At 63.0% G+C, this 13,538-nt stretch carries 17 protein-coding genes and 2 tRNA genes; 4 read left to right on the top strand and 15 right to left on the bottom strand.

Translation table 11 applies throughout. From position 1 onward, the window contains the following. Nucleotides 1-24 precede the first annotated feature (24 nt). Nucleotides 25-1,077 (top strand): hypothetical protein, encoded by a 1,053-nt coding sequence (locus HMPREF9696_RS17230; RefSeq protein ID WP_002714320.1) that lies wholly within the window; start codon nucleotides 25-27, stop codon nucleotides 1,075-1,077. A gap of 3 nt (nucleotides 1,078-1,080) precedes the next feature. Here the strand turns inward: HMPREF9696_RS17230 and HMPREF9696_RS17225 are convergent, their stop codons facing one another. Further along, complete coding sequence (locus HMPREF9696_RS17225; protein ID WP_002714319.1) at nucleotides 1,081-1,890, bottom strand: MBL fold metallo-hydrolase; 810 nt, start codon at nucleotides 1,888-1,890, stop codon at nucleotides 1,081-1,083. A 188-nt stretch (nucleotides 1,891-2,078) separates the two neighbouring features. On the opposite strand from HMPREF9696_RS17225, the gene HMPREF9696_RS17220 reads away from it, so the two are divergent. Then, nucleotides 2,079-2,417, top strand: a complete 339-nt coding sequence (locus tag HMPREF9696_RS17220; RefSeq protein WP_245259241.1) for a hypothetical protein — start codon at nucleotides 2,079-2,081, stop codon at nucleotides 2,415-2,417. Nucleotides 2,418-2,522: 105 nt separating this feature from the next. On the opposite strand, the gene HMPREF9696_RS17215 is transcribed toward HMPREF9696_RS17220, so the two are convergent. From HMPREF9696_RS17215 to HMPREF9696_RS17150, 14 genes are all read right to left on the bottom strand, one after another. After that, nucleotides 2,523-2,598 (bottom strand) — tRNA-Phe (locus tag HMPREF9696_RS17215). Nucleotides 2,599-2,772: 174 nt separating this feature from the next. Then, complete coding sequence (gene yacG / locus HMPREF9696_RS17210; RefSeq protein ID WP_002714317.1) at nucleotides 2,773-2,967, bottom strand: DNA gyrase inhibitor YacG; 195 nt, start codon at nucleotides 2,965-2,967, stop codon at nucleotides 2,773-2,775. Then, the gene (locus tag HMPREF9696_RS17205) at nucleotides 2,957-3,580 is read right to left on the bottom strand and encodes a Maf-like protein (protein WP_002714316.1); all 624 of its coding nucleotides are present in this window, start codon (nucleotides 3,578-3,580) and stop codon (nucleotides 2,957-2,959) included. The genes yacG and HMPREF9696_RS17205 overlap by 11 nt, the downstream gene beginning before the upstream one ends. A 111-nt stretch (nucleotides 3,581-3,691) precedes the next feature. After that, a complete protein-coding gene (locus HMPREF9696_RS17200; RefSeq protein ID WP_002714315.1) occupies nucleotides 3,692-4,144 on the bottom strand; it encodes an arsenate-mycothiol transferase ArsC in 453 nt (150 codons plus the stop codon). Nucleotides 4,145-4,188: 44 nt separating this feature from the next. Then, entirely contained in the window at nucleotides 4,189-4,698 is a 510-nt protein-coding gene (locus HMPREF9696_RS17195; protein ID WP_002714314.1) for a UPF0262 family protein, read from the bottom strand. Then, nucleotides 4,695-5,993, bottom strand: a complete 1,299-nt coding sequence (hisD, locus tag HMPREF9696_RS17190; RefSeq protein ID WP_002714313.1) for a histidinol dehydrogenase — start codon at nucleotides 5,991-5,993, stop codon at nucleotides 4,695-4,697. Before hisD ends, HMPREF9696_RS17195 begins: the two co-directional genes overlap by 4 nt. 148 nt (nucleotides 5,994-6,141) lie before the next feature. Beyond that, a complete protein-coding gene (locus tag HMPREF9696_RS17185; RefSeq protein WP_002714312.1) occupies nucleotides 6,142-6,648 on the bottom strand; it encodes a DUF2948 family protein in 507 nt (168 codons plus the stop codon). An 11-nt stretch (nucleotides 6,649-6,659) separates the two neighbouring features. Then, on the bottom strand, nucleotides 6,660-7,949 hold the full coding sequence (murA, locus tag HMPREF9696_RS17180; protein ID WP_002714311.1) for a UDP-N-acetylglucosamine 1-carboxyvinyltransferase: 1,290 nt from the start codon (nucleotides 7,947-7,949) through the stop codon (nucleotides 6,660-6,662). Between the two features lie 160 nt (nucleotides 7,950-8,109). Beyond that, complete coding sequence (locus HMPREF9696_RS17175; protein ID WP_002714310.1) at nucleotides 8,110-8,775, bottom strand: Rossmann-fold NAD(P)-binding domain-containing protein; 666 nt, start codon at nucleotides 8,773-8,775, stop codon at nucleotides 8,110-8,112. A gap of 22 nt (nucleotides 8,776-8,797) precedes the next feature. After that, the gene (locus HMPREF9696_RS17170; RefSeq protein ID WP_002714309.1) at nucleotides 8,798-9,262 is read right to left on the bottom strand and encodes a hypothetical protein; all 465 of its coding nucleotides are present in this window, start codon (nucleotides 9,260-9,262) and stop codon (nucleotides 8,798-8,800) included. Nucleotides 9,263-9,378: 116 nt separating this feature from the next. After that, nucleotides 9,379-10,308, bottom strand: coding sequence for an alpha/beta fold hydrolase (locus tag HMPREF9696_RS17165; RefSeq protein ID WP_002714308.1), 930 nt, complete (start codon nucleotides 10,306-10,308; stop codon nucleotides 9,379-9,381). Between the two features lie 83 nt (nucleotides 10,309-10,391). After that, nucleotides 10,392-10,694, bottom strand: a complete 303-nt coding sequence (locus HMPREF9696_RS17160) for a UBP-type zinc finger domain-containing protein (protein WP_002714307.1) — start codon at nucleotides 10,692-10,694, stop codon at nucleotides 10,392-10,394. A 2-nt stretch (nucleotides 10,695-10,696) separates the two neighbouring features. Continuing rightward, nucleotides 10,697-12,415, bottom strand: coding sequence for an FAD-dependent oxidoreductase (locus tag HMPREF9696_RS17155; protein ID WP_002714306.1), 1,719 nt, complete (start codon nucleotides 12,413-12,415; stop codon nucleotides 10,697-10,699). 113 nt (nucleotides 12,416-12,528) lie between these two features. After that, nucleotides 12,529-12,723, bottom strand: coding sequence for a hypothetical protein (locus HMPREF9696_RS17150; RefSeq protein ID WP_002714305.1), 195 nt, complete (start codon nucleotides 12,721-12,723; stop codon nucleotides 12,529-12,531). A 70-nt stretch (nucleotides 12,724-12,793) separates the two neighbouring features. Here HMPREF9696_RS17150 and HMPREF9696_RS17145 point away from each other — a divergent pair, with 70 nt between their 5' ends. Both HMPREF9696_RS17145 and HMPREF9696_RS17140 read left to right on the top strand, forming a co-directional pair. Next, nucleotides 12,794-13,255 carry a nuclear transport factor 2-like protein gene (locus HMPREF9696_RS17145; RefSeq protein ID WP_245259240.1) on the top strand — a complete coding sequence of 154 codons (462 nt, stop codon included), beginning with the start codon at nucleotides 12,794-12,796 and terminating at the stop codon, nucleotides 13,253-13,255. Between the two features lie 144 nt (nucleotides 13,256-13,399). Beyond that, nucleotides 13,400-13,474 (top strand) — tRNA-Thr (locus HMPREF9696_RS17140). Nucleotides 13,475-13,538: the final 64 nt, after the last annotated feature.

The raw sequence follows: 13,538 nt of genomic DNA, 5'->3' as shown, positions 1-13,538 counted from the left end.
GCCATCGCCCAGACGCCGCAGCAGATGGCGGACTATCGCCGCAAGCTCGCCGAGTATAACGCCGTGCGCGAGCCGTTTGAGGAAGCCGCCTCTGCCTACTGGAGCACGATCAGCGAGAAGCGGCGCGCGCGCTTCGCCAAACGCCGCAACGGCGAGACTATCGTTGCCGAGGACTACGTCCTGACCCAGCCGCCTGTCTATAGCGGCCCACCGAAGCCGCGCGATCCCACGCCGCCGGAAAAACAGCCGAAACCGCGCGCACCGCTGCCCGTGGTGGCAGATTTCCTCGCCCAGGCGCAGCAGCATTTCAATTTCTCGCCGCGCAAGCCAGTCAACGAGATCGACTACAAGCGCGCCTATGCGCGGGTGGCGGCGAGCTTCGGCCTGACGCGCGATCAGGCGGTGCGGGTCTACAGCTTTGAATCCGGCGGCAACGGCAAGTACGATGTGCAGGCCGGGCTGGAAGGCACTCGCCCCGGAGCCCGTGCGATCTCCACCGCGCTCGGCTACAACCAGCTTCTGACCACCAACACCATCAGCATCCTCGCGGAACACGGCGGCCTTGTGGTCAAGGCCATGCACGACAAGGCGCATCAAGCCAGCGGCGCGCAGAAAGCCGACCTGCAGCGCAAGGCCGCCATCGTCCAGCAGATGGTCGCGTTCTGCAAAACCGTACCGAACCAGTGGAGCGCGCATGAAAAACTCGGCGTCACGCCGCGCGGCATCGGGGTCCATGCGCTCAATCTCGACATGGATGTCGGCCCGGTGCTGCAGACGCTCAAGCTGATGGACTCGGTGACCTTCGCCAAGCGCAAGGGCCACAACGCGCCGCTCACCGCCGCCGAGCTTGAAATGATGAACCTGACTGGCGACGGCAACGGTTTCGACATGGTGTCGATGCCGCAGTCACTGCGCGTGATCGTTCCGACCTCGAATTTCTTCCAGCGCAACGGCTATGAGCGCAATCCGGTGGCGATCCGCAACAACACTGTCGCAAGGTTGCTCGCTGCGACCGACGCGCGGATGGACAATCAGGTCAACCTGCAGGGCGCGAAGGATCTCGCCGCGGCGTTCTGAAACCTAGACTCCGTCCAGCACGATCATGGTCGGTTTCTGCGGCAAGGTATCGCGCGAAACGGTGAACGACCGCTCGGGACGGATGTCTATCTCGAACTGCCCGTTCATCCGCGCCAGAAATTCACTGAGCGGCGTCGCGAAGCGGTGCATCGGCAGCACGATGGAGGAACGCAGCCGCCGCGTGATTTCGGATACGCCATCGAGCGACATCGTGAACGTGCCGTCGATCGGCACCATCACGATGTCGAGACGGCCGATCGCCGCGTAGTGCGTCTCGTCCAGCGGATGATGCAGATGACCGAGATGGCCGACGCACAGGCCCGCGACCTCGAAGATGAAGATCGAGTTGCCGTCCTTCTGCAGCGCTTCGGAATCGAACCGGAAGGCGCGGATGTCGGTGGTGACGTTCCGGATCAGCACGTCGCCGATCATTCTGGAATGCCGCGCCGGCTGGCCACCCTCACCCCAACCGTGCAGAACATGGGCGATGCCGGGATCTGGATTGAGCGTGTAGTGCGTTGTATGCGCCCGGTTCATCGTCACCACGTTGGGCGATTTTCCGGCAGTATAGGCGCCGCTGAAATCGGTGGCGATAGTCACACCGCCCGGCGTCTCAATGATGTAGGTCGAGTGCCCCGCATAGGTGATCGTCACCTCGCCTCTGCCGGCCGCCACCCGCGACAGGCTGGCATACCTCACCCGCGGCAACGACTGCGCCATCGCGAGGCACTCGCTCGGCAGCGGCTTGTCCTGCGCGGCTGCATGGATCGGCAGGACGAGAGCAATGAAAGCGAGGATCAGGCGCAATCGCATCGAGGGCTCCTGTCGAACGACAAGCGGAAGTCAACCCAGCCGGGACGGGCTCAGTATACACGAGCGCCGCCGGCTGATTGCGATGCCGGCCTGACGGCGTATTGTCGCTAATTGGGGAGTTGAAGCACCAAGCCAGCCCGGGGGCGGCCGCATCTGTCTTGACGGAGGTCAGCATGCGAACATTCCTGATGAGAACCGCAGCAACCGCACTCTTGATAACGCCAGTCCATGCCCAGCCGCCTGACAATGCCGACCCGCGGCTGGCGCCGTGGTTCAAAAGCCTGAAGCAGCCGGGAACCGGCGCGGAATGTTGCTCCATTTCGGATTGCCGCACGGCTGAGGTGCGGCGGGACAGCCGGGGCTATGAGGTCAAGATCGACCACAGGTGGCATATCTCGTCGGCATTCTGGCTCCGCATTCCAGCGGAGCGGATCCTCGATGAGCGCGACAACCCTACCGGCGGAGCGGTCCTCTGCTACACGCCCGAGGCAGGAATCCTCTGCTTCGTTCCGCCGCCGGAAAGCTAGGATATCACGGTGCCAAACCGGGCCGATGCATCGCGATCAGCGGGCGCGTTTTCACGTCACGCCGCGCGAGATATCCGATATCTGACCGATGGGATGTGGGAGAAATGGTGCCCAGGGGCGGGATCGAACCACCGACACTGCGATTTTCAGTCGCATGCTCTACCAACTGAGCTACCTGGGCGCCGCCTCGAACGCTGCCAAGACAGCTTGGAGGGAGCGCCGGTTTATAGAGAGCCAGAACCGCCCTGTCCAGCCACCGGCGCAATTTCCCCACGCCCCATGACTGCCGCCGGCGCGCGACAAAATTTCATCGGATTCAAGGGCTTCCGAAGCCTCGGAAAAAGGGCCGAACGACCTATTTCGGCTCGTCCATGTCGTCCTCGTCGTCGGTTTCCCGCGCCGGGATGGCATAGGAGCCCGACAGCCAGCGGTTGAGGTCCACCTCGCGGCAGCGCTCAGAGCAGAACGGCCGCGAGGCCTCCACCGGCGGCTTGCCGCAGATCGGGCACGGTTTCACGCGGGCCGCAGATTTTTCGCCATCAACTCGCATTCAGCCAGCCGAACCGGATCGGGAAACCCTCTCCGCCGAGCAGCGCCGTGGTCTCATAAAGCGGCAATCCGACAACATTGGTGTAGGAGCCGACCAGCTTCACCACGAACGAGCCGGCGATGCCTTGCACGGCATAGCCGCCTGCCTTGCCGCGCCATTCGCCGGAGCCGATATAGGCCTGGATATCATCCTCGCTCAGGCGCTTGAAACGCACGCGGGTCTCCACCAGACGCTGACGGAAGCTCTCTTTCGGCGTGACAAGGCAGATCGCCGTGTAAACCCGATGGTTGCGGCCCGACAGTAGCCGAAGACACTGCGAGGCTTCATCCACCAGTTCCGCCTTTGGCAGGATCCGGCGGCCCACCGCAACCACCGTGTCGGCGGCGAGAATGTAGGAGCCGCGCAATTCGTCATCGAGCTGGACCGATTTGAGCGCAGCCTCGGCCTTGGCGCGCGCGAGGCGGTTGGCGCAGGCGCGCGGCAGTTCACCGCGTTTCGGCGTCTCGTCGACATCGGCGGGGCGCAGCGCATCGGGCTCGATGCCGGCCTGATTGAGCAGGCTGAGGCGGCGGGGCGAGCCGGAAGCAAGCACGAATTTGGTACGGCCTAACATGCGGGATTGATCAATGTCGCTGAGGGGTCAATGGGCGCGGAAACTATCCGAAGGGGGCGGCGGCGACAACAGCGCGGCGGCGCGCCGGAGGCCGATTTCGGGCGATTTGTCCTACTCGTTCTTGATGGCGGCTGGTCCGAAACGCTCGCGGATGCGCTTCTGCAGACTGTCCCGGACGTTGCGATAGGCATCGAGTTGCAATTCGCGGCGGCCCTCGACGCCGACCGGGTCCGGCGTCGGCCAGTATTCGACATCGGTGGCCGAGGTCGCGGTGAGTTGCAGCGCCTTGTGATGCGCTTCCGGAGACAACGTCACGATCAGATCGAAGTTCAGGCCTTCCCAGTCCTCCAGATCCTCGACGGTCCATGGCTTGTGGTTGGACATGTCGAGGCCGATCTCCTTCATCACCGCGACGGCGAACGGATCGAGGTCCGCCTTGCTGACGCCCGCCGATTGCACATACAGCCCGCGCGGCACGAGATGCCGCAACAGGCAAGCCGCCGTCGGAGATCGAACGCTGTTCTGCCCGCACATGAACAGGACGGCCTGCGGAGAACGCGCCATGCCTCAGGCTTTCCCGCGAGGTTTACACACGATGCACGCCGCAATCACGCCCCGCCCCCTTCGCCCTTCCAGTGCAGCACTGAAATCAGGGTGAACAGGCGGCGCGAGGTCTCGAAATCGACCCGCACCTTGCCCTCCAGGCGCTCCATCAGGGTGCGCGAGCCTTCGTCATGGATACCCTTGCGGCCCATGTCGATGGCTTCGATCTTGTCCGGCGTCGCGGTGCGGATCGCCTGATAGTAGCTGTCGCAGATCATGAAATAGTCCTTCACGATCCGGCGGAACGGCGTCAGCGACAACAGATGCACCACACAGGGCGTGCCGTCGGCGCGCTTGATGTCGAACATCAGGCGGTTGCCGGTGATGCCGATATGCAGCGTGAACGGCCCGGTATGGTCGCCCTCCGGCGCGAACAGGTTCTGCTCGACAAGATCGTAGATCGCAATCGCGCGCTCGTGCTCGATATCCGGACCGGACCGCCCGATGGATTCCTCATCGAGCGTCACCGCGACCACGCGGTTGTTGGCGTCCTTGTCTGGCGCGGGCTTGCTCATGTCAGATTCAGCCGCAACCCGACCGAGCGCGCATGCGCTTCAAGTCCTTCCGCCTTGCCCAGCGTCATCGCCGCCGGCCCCAGCGCACGGAGCTGATCCGGCCCGCACTTGAGGATCGAGGTGCGCTTCATAAAATCCAGCACGCCGAGGCCGGACGAGAACCGCGCCGAACGCGCCGTCGGCAGCACATGGTTCGAGCCGCCGACATAATCGCCGATCGCTTCCGGCGTATGGCCGCCGAGAAAGATCGCGCCGGCGTTACGAATCTTCGCACTCAAAGATTCGGGATCGGCGGTGATGATTTCGAGATGTTCGGCGGCGATGGCATCCGCCAGCGCGACGGATTCGTCGAGCGACCTGACCAGAATGATCGCGCCGAAATCGTTCCACGAGGCGCGCGCGATCTCTCCGCGCGGCAGCGTGGTCAGTTGTGCTTCGACGGCGCGGGCGACGTCGTTCGCCAGCGTTTCGTCGTCGGTGATCAGAATCGATTGCGAGTCCGCGCCGTGCTCGGCCTGCGCCAGAAGATCAGCCGCGATCCAGTCCGGATTCCCGGTACGGTCCGCGATCACCAGCACTTCGGAGGGACCTGCGATCATGTCAATGCCGACCTTGCCGAACACCAGCCGCTTGGCCGCCGCGACATAGGCATTGCCGGGGCCGACGATCTTGGCCACCGGCTTGACGGTCGCAGTGCCATACGCGAGTGCGGCCACCGCCTGCGCGCCGCCGACACGATAGATTTCGGAAACGCCGCTCAGACGCGCAGCGGCCAGCACCAGCGGATTGAGGATTTTCCCGTCCGGCGTCGGCACGACCATCACCACGCGCGGCACTCCGGCAACGATCGCCGGCACAACATTCATGAGGACCGACGAGGGATAGGCCGCGGTTCCGCCCGGCACGTAAAGGCCGACGGCTTCGACCGCGCTCCAGCGCCAGCCGAGTTCAACACCGGCCGCATCGGTAAAGCGCTCGTCCTTCGGCATCTGCCGCTTGTGAAATGCCTCGATCCGGTCGCGCGCGAACTTCAGCGCATCGAGCGTCGCAGCGTCACATGCCTTCACGGCCTCGTCGATCTCGGCGGGCGTAAAGCGCAGGCCATCGGCCGCGACAGAGAACCGGTCGAACGTCCGGGTGGCCTCGATCACAGCGGCATCACCGCGCCGACGCACGTCATCGACGATGGCGCGAACGGCGTTTTCGACATCGGCCGAAACCTCTCGCTTCGTTGCGAGAAATGCGTTGAAGCGCTCGGCAAAATCAGCGGTATGGCTGGTGAGGCGGATCGGCATTACAGGGTCCGGCAGGCTCGCGCATGATCCCAAAATCACGCGCTCATTCAATCATTTAACGATGCGATCCCGGCTGGCATGCCGGGTCACCGCCAACCCATAACATTGTCAGGGAAAAACCGCGAGCGGGGACCGCGCGGATTGGTTGCTAAATGTCTGTGCCCGCTGGCAGATTGCGCCGCTCCGGCGGAGCCGGATCGGCCTGCGATGTATCAGGTCCAAGATCGGCGAGTTCGCATTCAAGACACTCGACCTCAAGCCGCAGCACACCGCCGCTGGCGAACAGCAGCAGCACCTCGCCGCCCGGTTTCTTGCCCCGGTAAAACTCAATTCCGAGCAGGGTCAGCGGAAGATCGGACGCGCTCATGTCGATCGCACGCGAACGGCAGGACAGCACGCGATCAAAGCGCAGCGCCGAGATCAGCCGCCGGGGCACGCAGTCACCGGCAATGATGTCCTCGCAGTCGATCCGGCGCATCGCGATGACGAGGCGGTTCTCGGCCTGACGCCAGAGGATGTCCGCAGCGACCACCGCGGCGTCCTGAACGTGGGCGGAAATCACCGCAAGATCGTCATCATCCAGCGCCACGAGCCTGCGCCGGGATGCCTTGTTTTCACTCGCCTCGCTCTGGGACATGGTGTCCACCGGCTCCATCCAGAAAAAGTTTATCCGCTGATCCGCTCGATCGTCGCGCCGCAGGCCGAGAGCTTTTCCTCCAGCCGCTCGAAGCCACGGTCGAGATGATAGACCCGATTGACGGTGGTTTCGCCTTCCGCCGCCAGCGCGGCAATCACCAGAGAGACGGATGCGCGCAGGTCGGTCGCCATCACTGGCGCACCCTTGAGTTTGGCTGTGCCATCGATGATGGCGGTTTCGCCGTCCAGCGAAATCCGTGCGCCGAACCGCGCCAGCTCCTGCACATGCATGAAGCGGTTTTCAAAGATCGTCTCGGTGATGTGCGACGAACCCTTGGCGCGGGTCATCAGCGCCATGAGCTGCGCCTGCAGATCGGTCGGGAAACCGGGGAATGGCGCGGTCGAGACCGTGACCGGATTGATGCCGGCGCCGTTGCGCGCAACGCGAATGCCTTCATTGTTAGGCGTGATGGTCGCGCCGGCCTCGGTCAGCACGTCGAGCGCCGACTGCAAGAGTTCTGGACGCGCACCCGCGAGCTGGACATCGCCGCCGGTCATGGCCACTGCCATGGCATAGGTGCCGGTCTCGATGCGGTCCGGCAGCACGGTATGGCGCGCGCCGTGGAGCTTGCTCACGCCCTCGATGACAATGCGCGGCGAGCCCGCACCGGACACCTTCGCGCCCATCTTGTTGAGACAATCGGCGACGTCCACGATCTCGGGTTCGCACGCGGCGTTATTGATCACCGTCGTGCCTTTGGCGAGGGTTGCCGCCATCAGCGCAACGTGGGTGCCGCTGACGGTGACCTTCGGGAAATTGATCTCCGCGCCGACAAGGCCGCCGGGCGCCTTTGCGATCACATAGCCGCCGTCGATCTGCAGTTGCGCGCCGAGCTTTTCCAGCGCGTCGATCAGAAGATCGACCGGGCGGGTGCCGATGGCGCAACCGCCGGGCAGCGAGACCTTGGCCTCATGCATGCGCGCGAGCAGCGGCGCGATCACCCAGAAGCTCGCGCGCATCTTCGAGACCAGTTCATAGGGCGCGGTGGTGTCGATGATGTTGGCCGCGGAAATGTGCAGGGTCTGGCCCTGATACTCATGGTCGCCAGGGCGCTTGCCCGCCGCCATGATGTCGAGGCCGTGATTGCCGAGAATGCGCTGCAACTGCGCGACATCGGCGAGGCGCGGCACGTTATCCAGAATCAGGGTTTCGTCAGTCAGCAGACTGGCGATCATCAGCGGCAGGGCCGCGTTCTTCGCACCGGAAATCGGAATCGTGCCATTGAGCTTGTTGCCGCCGACAATGCGAATGCGATCCATGCCAAACCTGCCCTGTTGAGATAACCGGCTTTTAGCGCGTTTCACGGGGAGTGGAAACCGCGCGGCCGGGGTGCCCGAAACCCGGAACTTCCGCTTAATTACCTGAAATATCGCTCGAATTGTGTCACGGACACCGCCGGCCGCCCGGTTCGGCCAAATCTCAGGCCCCTAGCTTGTGGATGTCTTCCATTTCCAGAACCGGCTTTGAATAGCCATGTTTGGCGACACTGAGCATGGCGCGGCCCACTTCTTCGGTCGTAGTGACATGGTTCGGCGCGACCCGATGCAGGAAACTCAAAAGCGGCGCGGTCGCCACATAAATTCCCTGCACCCAGCCGGTTTTTGAACGGACCCCATAAAGCGGCTGGATCGCACCGGGCCGAAACATGTAGGCGGCCTTGAACGGCAGCCTGAGCAGGTCGTTCTCGGTCTTGCCTTTCACACGCGCCCACATCACGCGGCCCCGTTCGGTGCTGTCCGCGCCGGCCCCGGTGACATAGGTAAAGGTCATGCTGGGATTGATCCGCGCCAGCGTGCGCGCCGCCGCCAGCGTGATGTCATAGGTCAGACGGCGATAACGCTCCTCGTCCATGCCGATCGACGACACGCCGAGACAGAAGAAGCAGGCGTCGTAACCTGTCAGGTCGTTCTCGATGGCGGAGAAGTCGAGAAAATCCGAATGCGTAATCTCGCGCAGCTTCGGGTCGTGCTGGCCAGTGACACTGCGGCCCACGGTCAGCACCTGCGTCACATCGGGATCGCGCAGACATTCGATCAGCACGCCCTGCCCGACCATGCCGGTCGCGCCGAAGACAATGACTTTCATCGGCGCTCCCGTCGCCTTGTCGTCAGGCCGTCTTGAACCGTTTGATGCCGAGCACGATCAGGAAGATGAAGAACACCAGCACGATACCCTGCGTGATCGCAAATGGCGGCTCGGCGCCGGTCGGCGCGTATACGTTCAGCAAGGCGACTTTCTGGAACGATTGCGCGATCAGAACGAACACGTTGAACCAGAGCGCCAGCATCGCGGTGACGACATAGACCGTGCGCCAGATGCCGGCGAGGCCCTTGCCGTAAAGCGCGTAGACCGCGATCGCCAGCAGCACCAGCGAGATGATCGCGACGATGTGCGAGGGCAACAGCTTGGTGAACGGAAACAGGAAGCCGGTGGCGCTGGTGAGGATGGTCAGGATCAGAAACCACAGCGTCCAGCGCGGAAGCCGGTTCGATGAGAGGATGCCGCCCGCCACGACAAACCCGAGGCCGATGGCAATCATGCTGATGATGAGATGGAAAACCGTAAATGTCATGATGCGCCCCTGTTTAGAATTGCTTTAACGCTACATCATCCGCATGGCTGTGCAACAGAAGTTCCATTTCCGCACGCGCCGCTGCAGCGAATTTTGCAAGATTTTGCCGATGCCCATCAGCGATTGAGAAAGTCCACCAGCCTCGGAATCACCTGGCCCGGCGCTTCTTCCATCAGCCAATGGCCCGAACCCTTGATGATGACGCCTTCGACATTCGTGGCGACGAGTTTGCCCTGCTCGATCAGAAAGGCGCCGCCTGCCTTTTCTCCGGATAAGACAAGCATCGGCATCGGCAGTTTTGTCTTGGCCAAACCTGCGAAATCGTCGGCGTCCTTCTCGAAGGCGCGGAAGACCTCCATCCCGGCCTTCATATGACCGGGTCGGGCATAGGCTTTGGCATAAAACTTCCGGTCCTTCTGCGAGATCGACTTCGCGGGGTCTGCGGCAAAGTCGTTCCAGAAGTGCTCGAGATAGATGCGCTCGCGGCCCTGAACCAGTGCCAGCGGCGTTTTGCCGTAGAAATGGAAGTGCCAGAGATCGCGCAGCAGCCAGACGCTCTTCCAGTCGCCGACGCCCGGCAGGAAGGCGTCCATCAAGACAATGCGGTCGACCTCCGCGGGATATTGCGCCGCATAGGCATAGGCAACCATCAGGCCGATGTCGTGGCCGACGATCTTGACCTTGCTGTATCCGAGGCTTTTCACCAGCGCGTGGATATCCTGCGCCATTTCCTTCTTGGTGTAGCCGCTCTCGGGCGCATCGGATTTGCCGAAGCCGCGCAGATCGGGCGCGATGACCGTGTGCGTGTTGACGAGGCCGGGAAACAGCGGCCGCCACATATGACTGGTTTCGGCATAGCCATGAAGCAGAACGACAGGATCGCCTTTGCCGGCGATCAGATAGTTCAGCTTTACGCCGTTGACCTGTGCGGAGCGGCTTTGCGGCGCCGATTGCGCGGCAGCGCTGTCGGGCGCGGAAATAAACAGTGAAACCGCCAACAACCCGGCACAGGCTGCATCGCGAACAATCCGAAAAAAATGACGCATCGGAAATCTCCTGAATATATGCGCCACAATGGCAGACCGCGTCCGGTTAGCCGAGGGTATCAGGCAAATCGGGCCGCCATTCTTTAGTCGTAACGCGGGATCGGGCCGTTATGCGGTGTCTTGCGCGACGACAGGTCGAACATGACCTGATCCACATAACACCAGCCCCAGCCTTCCGGCGGATCGTAGCCCTCGATCACCGGATGCTGCGTGGCGTGAAAATGTTTGGTGGCATGTTTGTTCGGCGAAGAGTCGCAGCAGCCGACATGGCCGCAGGTCCGGCAGATCCGCAAATGCAGCCACACGTCGCCGGTCTTCAGGCATTCCTCACAGCCGAGCGCACTCGGCGTCACGTCATTGATCTGTGCAATGTGCTTGCATGGCATGGTCAAGCCCTTTCAGCCTCAAGCGGCTTATCGCTGAGAAAGCCGTGCAATGCCGCCACCACCTGCGCGCCCTCGCCGATGGCACCGCCGACACGCTTGACCGAACCGGCGCGCACATCGCCGACAGCGTAAACTCCCGGCACGGACGTCTCGAGACCGGATACCGGCTTGCCCTCTTCGCATTGCGAACCTGTCACCACAAAGCCGTTGCGATCAAGCTCGACGCCGCAGCCATCGAGCCACGATGTTGCGGGCTCGGCGCCGACGAACAGGAAGACGTTGCGGATGTCCTCAAGCGTCTCGATCCCGGTCTTGCGGTTGCGCCAGCGCACCTGCTCAAGCCCGCCGTCGCCGCCGTCCAGCGCGACGATCTCGGTATGGATCAGCAGTTCGATGTTCGGCGTCGCCATGATGCGGTCGATCAGATAACGCGACATGCTGTCAGCAAGACCGCCGCTGCGGATCATCATGCGCACCCGCTTGGCATGGCCCGACAGAAACACCGCGGCTTGCCCCGCGGAATTGCCGCCGCCCACCAGGACAATGTCCTGCTGCGCGCAGAGCCGCCCTTCGATCGGCGAGGCCCAGTACCAGACCCCACGCCCTTCAAACCTGTCGAGATTTTCGATAGCCGGCCGGCGGTAGCGCGCGCCGCTGGCGACCACGATGGATTTCGCTTTCAGCAGATGACCGCATTCGGTGGCGATACCGAACGCACCGTCTTTCTTGGTGCAGTCAAGCGATCTGGCCTCGACCGGGATCATCATGTCGGCGCCGAATTTCTGCGCCTGATTGTAGGCCCGCCCGGCCAGCGCCTGCCCCGAAATCCCGGTGGGAAATCCAAGATAGTTCTCGATCCGTGCGCTGGCTCCGGCCTGACCGCCGAAATGCCGCGCGTCCACCACGGCAACGGACAGGCCTTCGGACGCGGCATACACCGCGGTCGCAAGCCCGGCGGGACCACCGCCGACAATGGCCACATCGTAGAGCTTGTCCTTGATCGCGCCGCCGATCATGCCCATCGCGTAAGCGAGTTCGGTCTCGCCGGGATTGCGCAGCACGGTGCCGTCCGGACACACCACCAGCGGCAGGTCGCGCGGCGATGGCGAATAGCGCGCAACAAGATCGGCCGCGTCCTTGTCAACGGCGGGATCGAGGACGTGATAGGGATTGCCGTTGCGCGACAGAAATCCCTGCAGGCGCACCAGATCGGCCAGCGTTGGCGAGCCGATCAGCACCGGCCCGCCGACTCCGCCCTGAATCAGATTCACACGGCGCAGGATCAGCGCCCGCATGATGCGCTCGCCGAGATCCGCTTCCGCGACGAGCAGCGCGCGCAGCTTGTCCGGGGGAATCAGCAAGACCTCGACATCGCCCTCGGCGGTGCCGTCCACCAGCGCACGGCGGCCGGAGAGCTGCCCGATCTCGGCAAGAAACTGGCCCGGTCCCTGATCTATCACCGGCGTGACATGGCCCATGCCGTCGCGCTGGGTGATCGCAACATGCCCCGAGAGGATCACAAACATGCCGGGACCGACCTTGCCGCTCTCGAACAGCAACGCGCCATCCTTGTACTGGCGCACCTCGCCGAAGCGGCGCATGCGGTCGATCTCGGCATCCGTCAGTTTCGGGAACGTCTGCTCGAAGCGCGGGAATGTCGCGCGCGCAGTGTCGGCTTGCTCCGCGCCGGTCGCGGTCGCTGCCGCCTGATCGGTCGCCATCGTGATGTTCCTTGCATTCGGCAGAAGGGCGCGATCCCCTATCCGGGATCACAAACGATAATGTCAGATCGTGTCGGCGTTGCGAAGATTCAAGCGACTTCTGTAACTGAAGATCAGCGCTCCCCGTCGCGCCGGCCTGTGCTCAATTCTTCATCGCGCTGGCGTGCGTCGTCGTCCGGCGTCACGATCGCCGCTCCGGCGCGGCCGCGCGCCTGCGACTTGCGCCGTTTCAGATTGTCGCGCAAGGCGGATTTCAGCCGCGCCTCGCGCGCCGACTTTGCATCGCTCTTTCCGGGCGTATCCGTCATATCAGCGCCGCTCGCATCCCGTCTTGACCGTCATGACCGATGGCGGTCAGTTGCCATTCTACCGGATACGATGCGCCATATCACAGAGGAATGCATGACGGGACATATCGGGTCGCTCGCCCCGGCGGCGCAGGACACGCTCCGCGACTGGCACCGCTTTGTCGAAACCAAACGCGAGGACGCGCTGCCACCGCTGTTCGCGGACACCACCGTCTTCCGCTCGCCCTTCGTACATCTGCCGATCCTCGGCCGGCCTGCAAGCGTCCTGATCCTCGGCGCGGTCGTGCAGATTTTCGAGAACTTCCGCTATCACCGCACCTTCGTCGCCGGAGCCCACGATGTCGCGCTGGAGTTCAGCGCCAATATCGGCGAACTGCAGTTGAAAGGCGTCGACCTAGTGAAATTCGATGCGAGCGGCAAGATCATCGAATTCGAAGTGATGATCCGGCCCTTCAGGGCGCTGGAAGCCCTCAGCAGCCTGTTGAGCGCCCGGATCGGCCCCGAACTGGCGAAATACAAGACCAAAACCTGAGTTCCGGCCGCGGGGTTTGGAAGAATGGGCGCTCGGCGCTTGCGCCATCGGTGGCCTTATGGCAAAGGAACGCGCGCCTTCAGAGGCCTTTTGCCTGATTCACGTACACGGTACGGTTCCGGCTCTTTAATGTGTCTGGCGTTCGCTGCCGTAGCTCAGTGGTAGAGCACTCCATTGGTAATGGAGAGGTCGACAGTTCAATCCTGTCTGGCAGCACCAGCCCTTCTGCTGAAATATCAACACTTTAACCGCATCCGCCGGGACGACCCCGGAGCGATCCTGA

Source organism: Afipia clevelandensis ATCC 49720 (assembly GCF_000336555.1).
Lineage (GTDB): Bacteria > Pseudomonadota > Alphaproteobacteria > Rhizobiales > Xanthobacteraceae > Afipia > Afipia clevelandensis.
Note: the sequence above shows the minus strand (reverse complement) of the source record. Positions and strands in the feature narration are given on the sequence as shown.

Bases quoted from the DNA above. Each gene is read 5' to 3' on its own strand.
- HMPREF9696_RS17230 (WP_002714320.1), top strand. From the start codon at position 25: ATGGCGGACTATCGCCGCAAGCTCGCCGAGTATAACGCCGTGCGCGAG.
- HMPREF9696_RS17225 (WP_002714319.1), bottom strand. From the start codon at position 1,890: ATGCGATTGCGCCTGATCCTCGCTTTCATTGCTCTCGTCCTGCCGATC.
- HMPREF9696_RS17220 (WP_245259241.1), top strand. From the start codon at position 2,079: ATGAGAACCGCAGCAACCGCACTCTTGATAACGCCAGTCCATGCCCAG.
- yacG (WP_002714317.1), bottom strand. From the start codon at position 2,967: ATGCGAGTTGATGGCGAAAAATCTGCGGCCCGCGTGAAACCGTGCCCG.
- HMPREF9696_RS17205 (WP_002714316.1), bottom strand. From the start codon at position 3,580: ATGTTAGGCCGTACCAAATTCGTGCTTGCTTCCGGCTCGCCCCGCCGC.
- HMPREF9696_RS17200 (WP_002714315.1), bottom strand. From the start codon at position 4,144: ATGGCGCGTTCTCCGCAGGCCGTCCTGTTCATGTGCGGGCAGAACAGC.
- HMPREF9696_RS17195 (WP_002714314.1), bottom strand. From the start codon at position 4,698: ATGAGCAAGCCCGCGCCAGACAAGGACGCCAACAACCGCGTGGTCGCG.
- hisD (WP_002714313.1), bottom strand. From the start codon at position 5,993: ATGCCGATCCGCCTCACCAGCCATACCGCTGATTTTGCCGAGCGCTTC.
- HMPREF9696_RS17185 (WP_002714312.1), bottom strand. From the start codon at position 6,648: ATGGAGCCGGTGGACACCATGTCCCAGAGCGAGGCGAGTGAAAACAAG.
- murA (WP_002714311.1), bottom strand. From the start codon at position 7,949: ATGGATCGCATTCGCATTGTCGGCGGCAACAAGCTCAATGGCACGATT.
- HMPREF9696_RS17175 (WP_002714310.1), bottom strand. From the start codon at position 8,775: ATGAAAGTCATTGTCTTCGGCGCGACCGGCATGGTCGGGCAGGGCGTG.
- HMPREF9696_RS17170 (WP_002714309.1), bottom strand. From the start codon at position 9,262: ATGACATTTACGGTTTTCCATCTCATCATCAGCATGATTGCCATCGGC.
- HMPREF9696_RS17165 (WP_002714308.1), bottom strand. From the start codon at position 10,308: ATGCGTCATTTTTTTCGGATTGTTCGCGATGCAGCCTGTGCCGGGTTG.
- HMPREF9696_RS17160 (WP_002714307.1), bottom strand. From the start codon at position 10,694: ATGCCATGCAAGCACATTGCACAGATCAATGACGTGACGCCGAGTGCG.
- HMPREF9696_RS17155 (WP_002714306.1), bottom strand. From the start codon at position 12,415: ATGGCGACCGATCAGGCGGCAGCGACCGCGACCGGCGCGGAGCAAGCC.
- HMPREF9696_RS17150 (WP_002714305.1), bottom strand. From the start codon at position 12,723: ATGACGGATACGCCCGGAAAGAGCGATGCAAAGTCGGCGCGCGAGGCG.
- HMPREF9696_RS17145 (WP_245259240.1), top strand. From the start codon at position 12,794: ATGCGCCATATCACAGAGGAATGCATGACGGGACATATCGGGTCGCTC.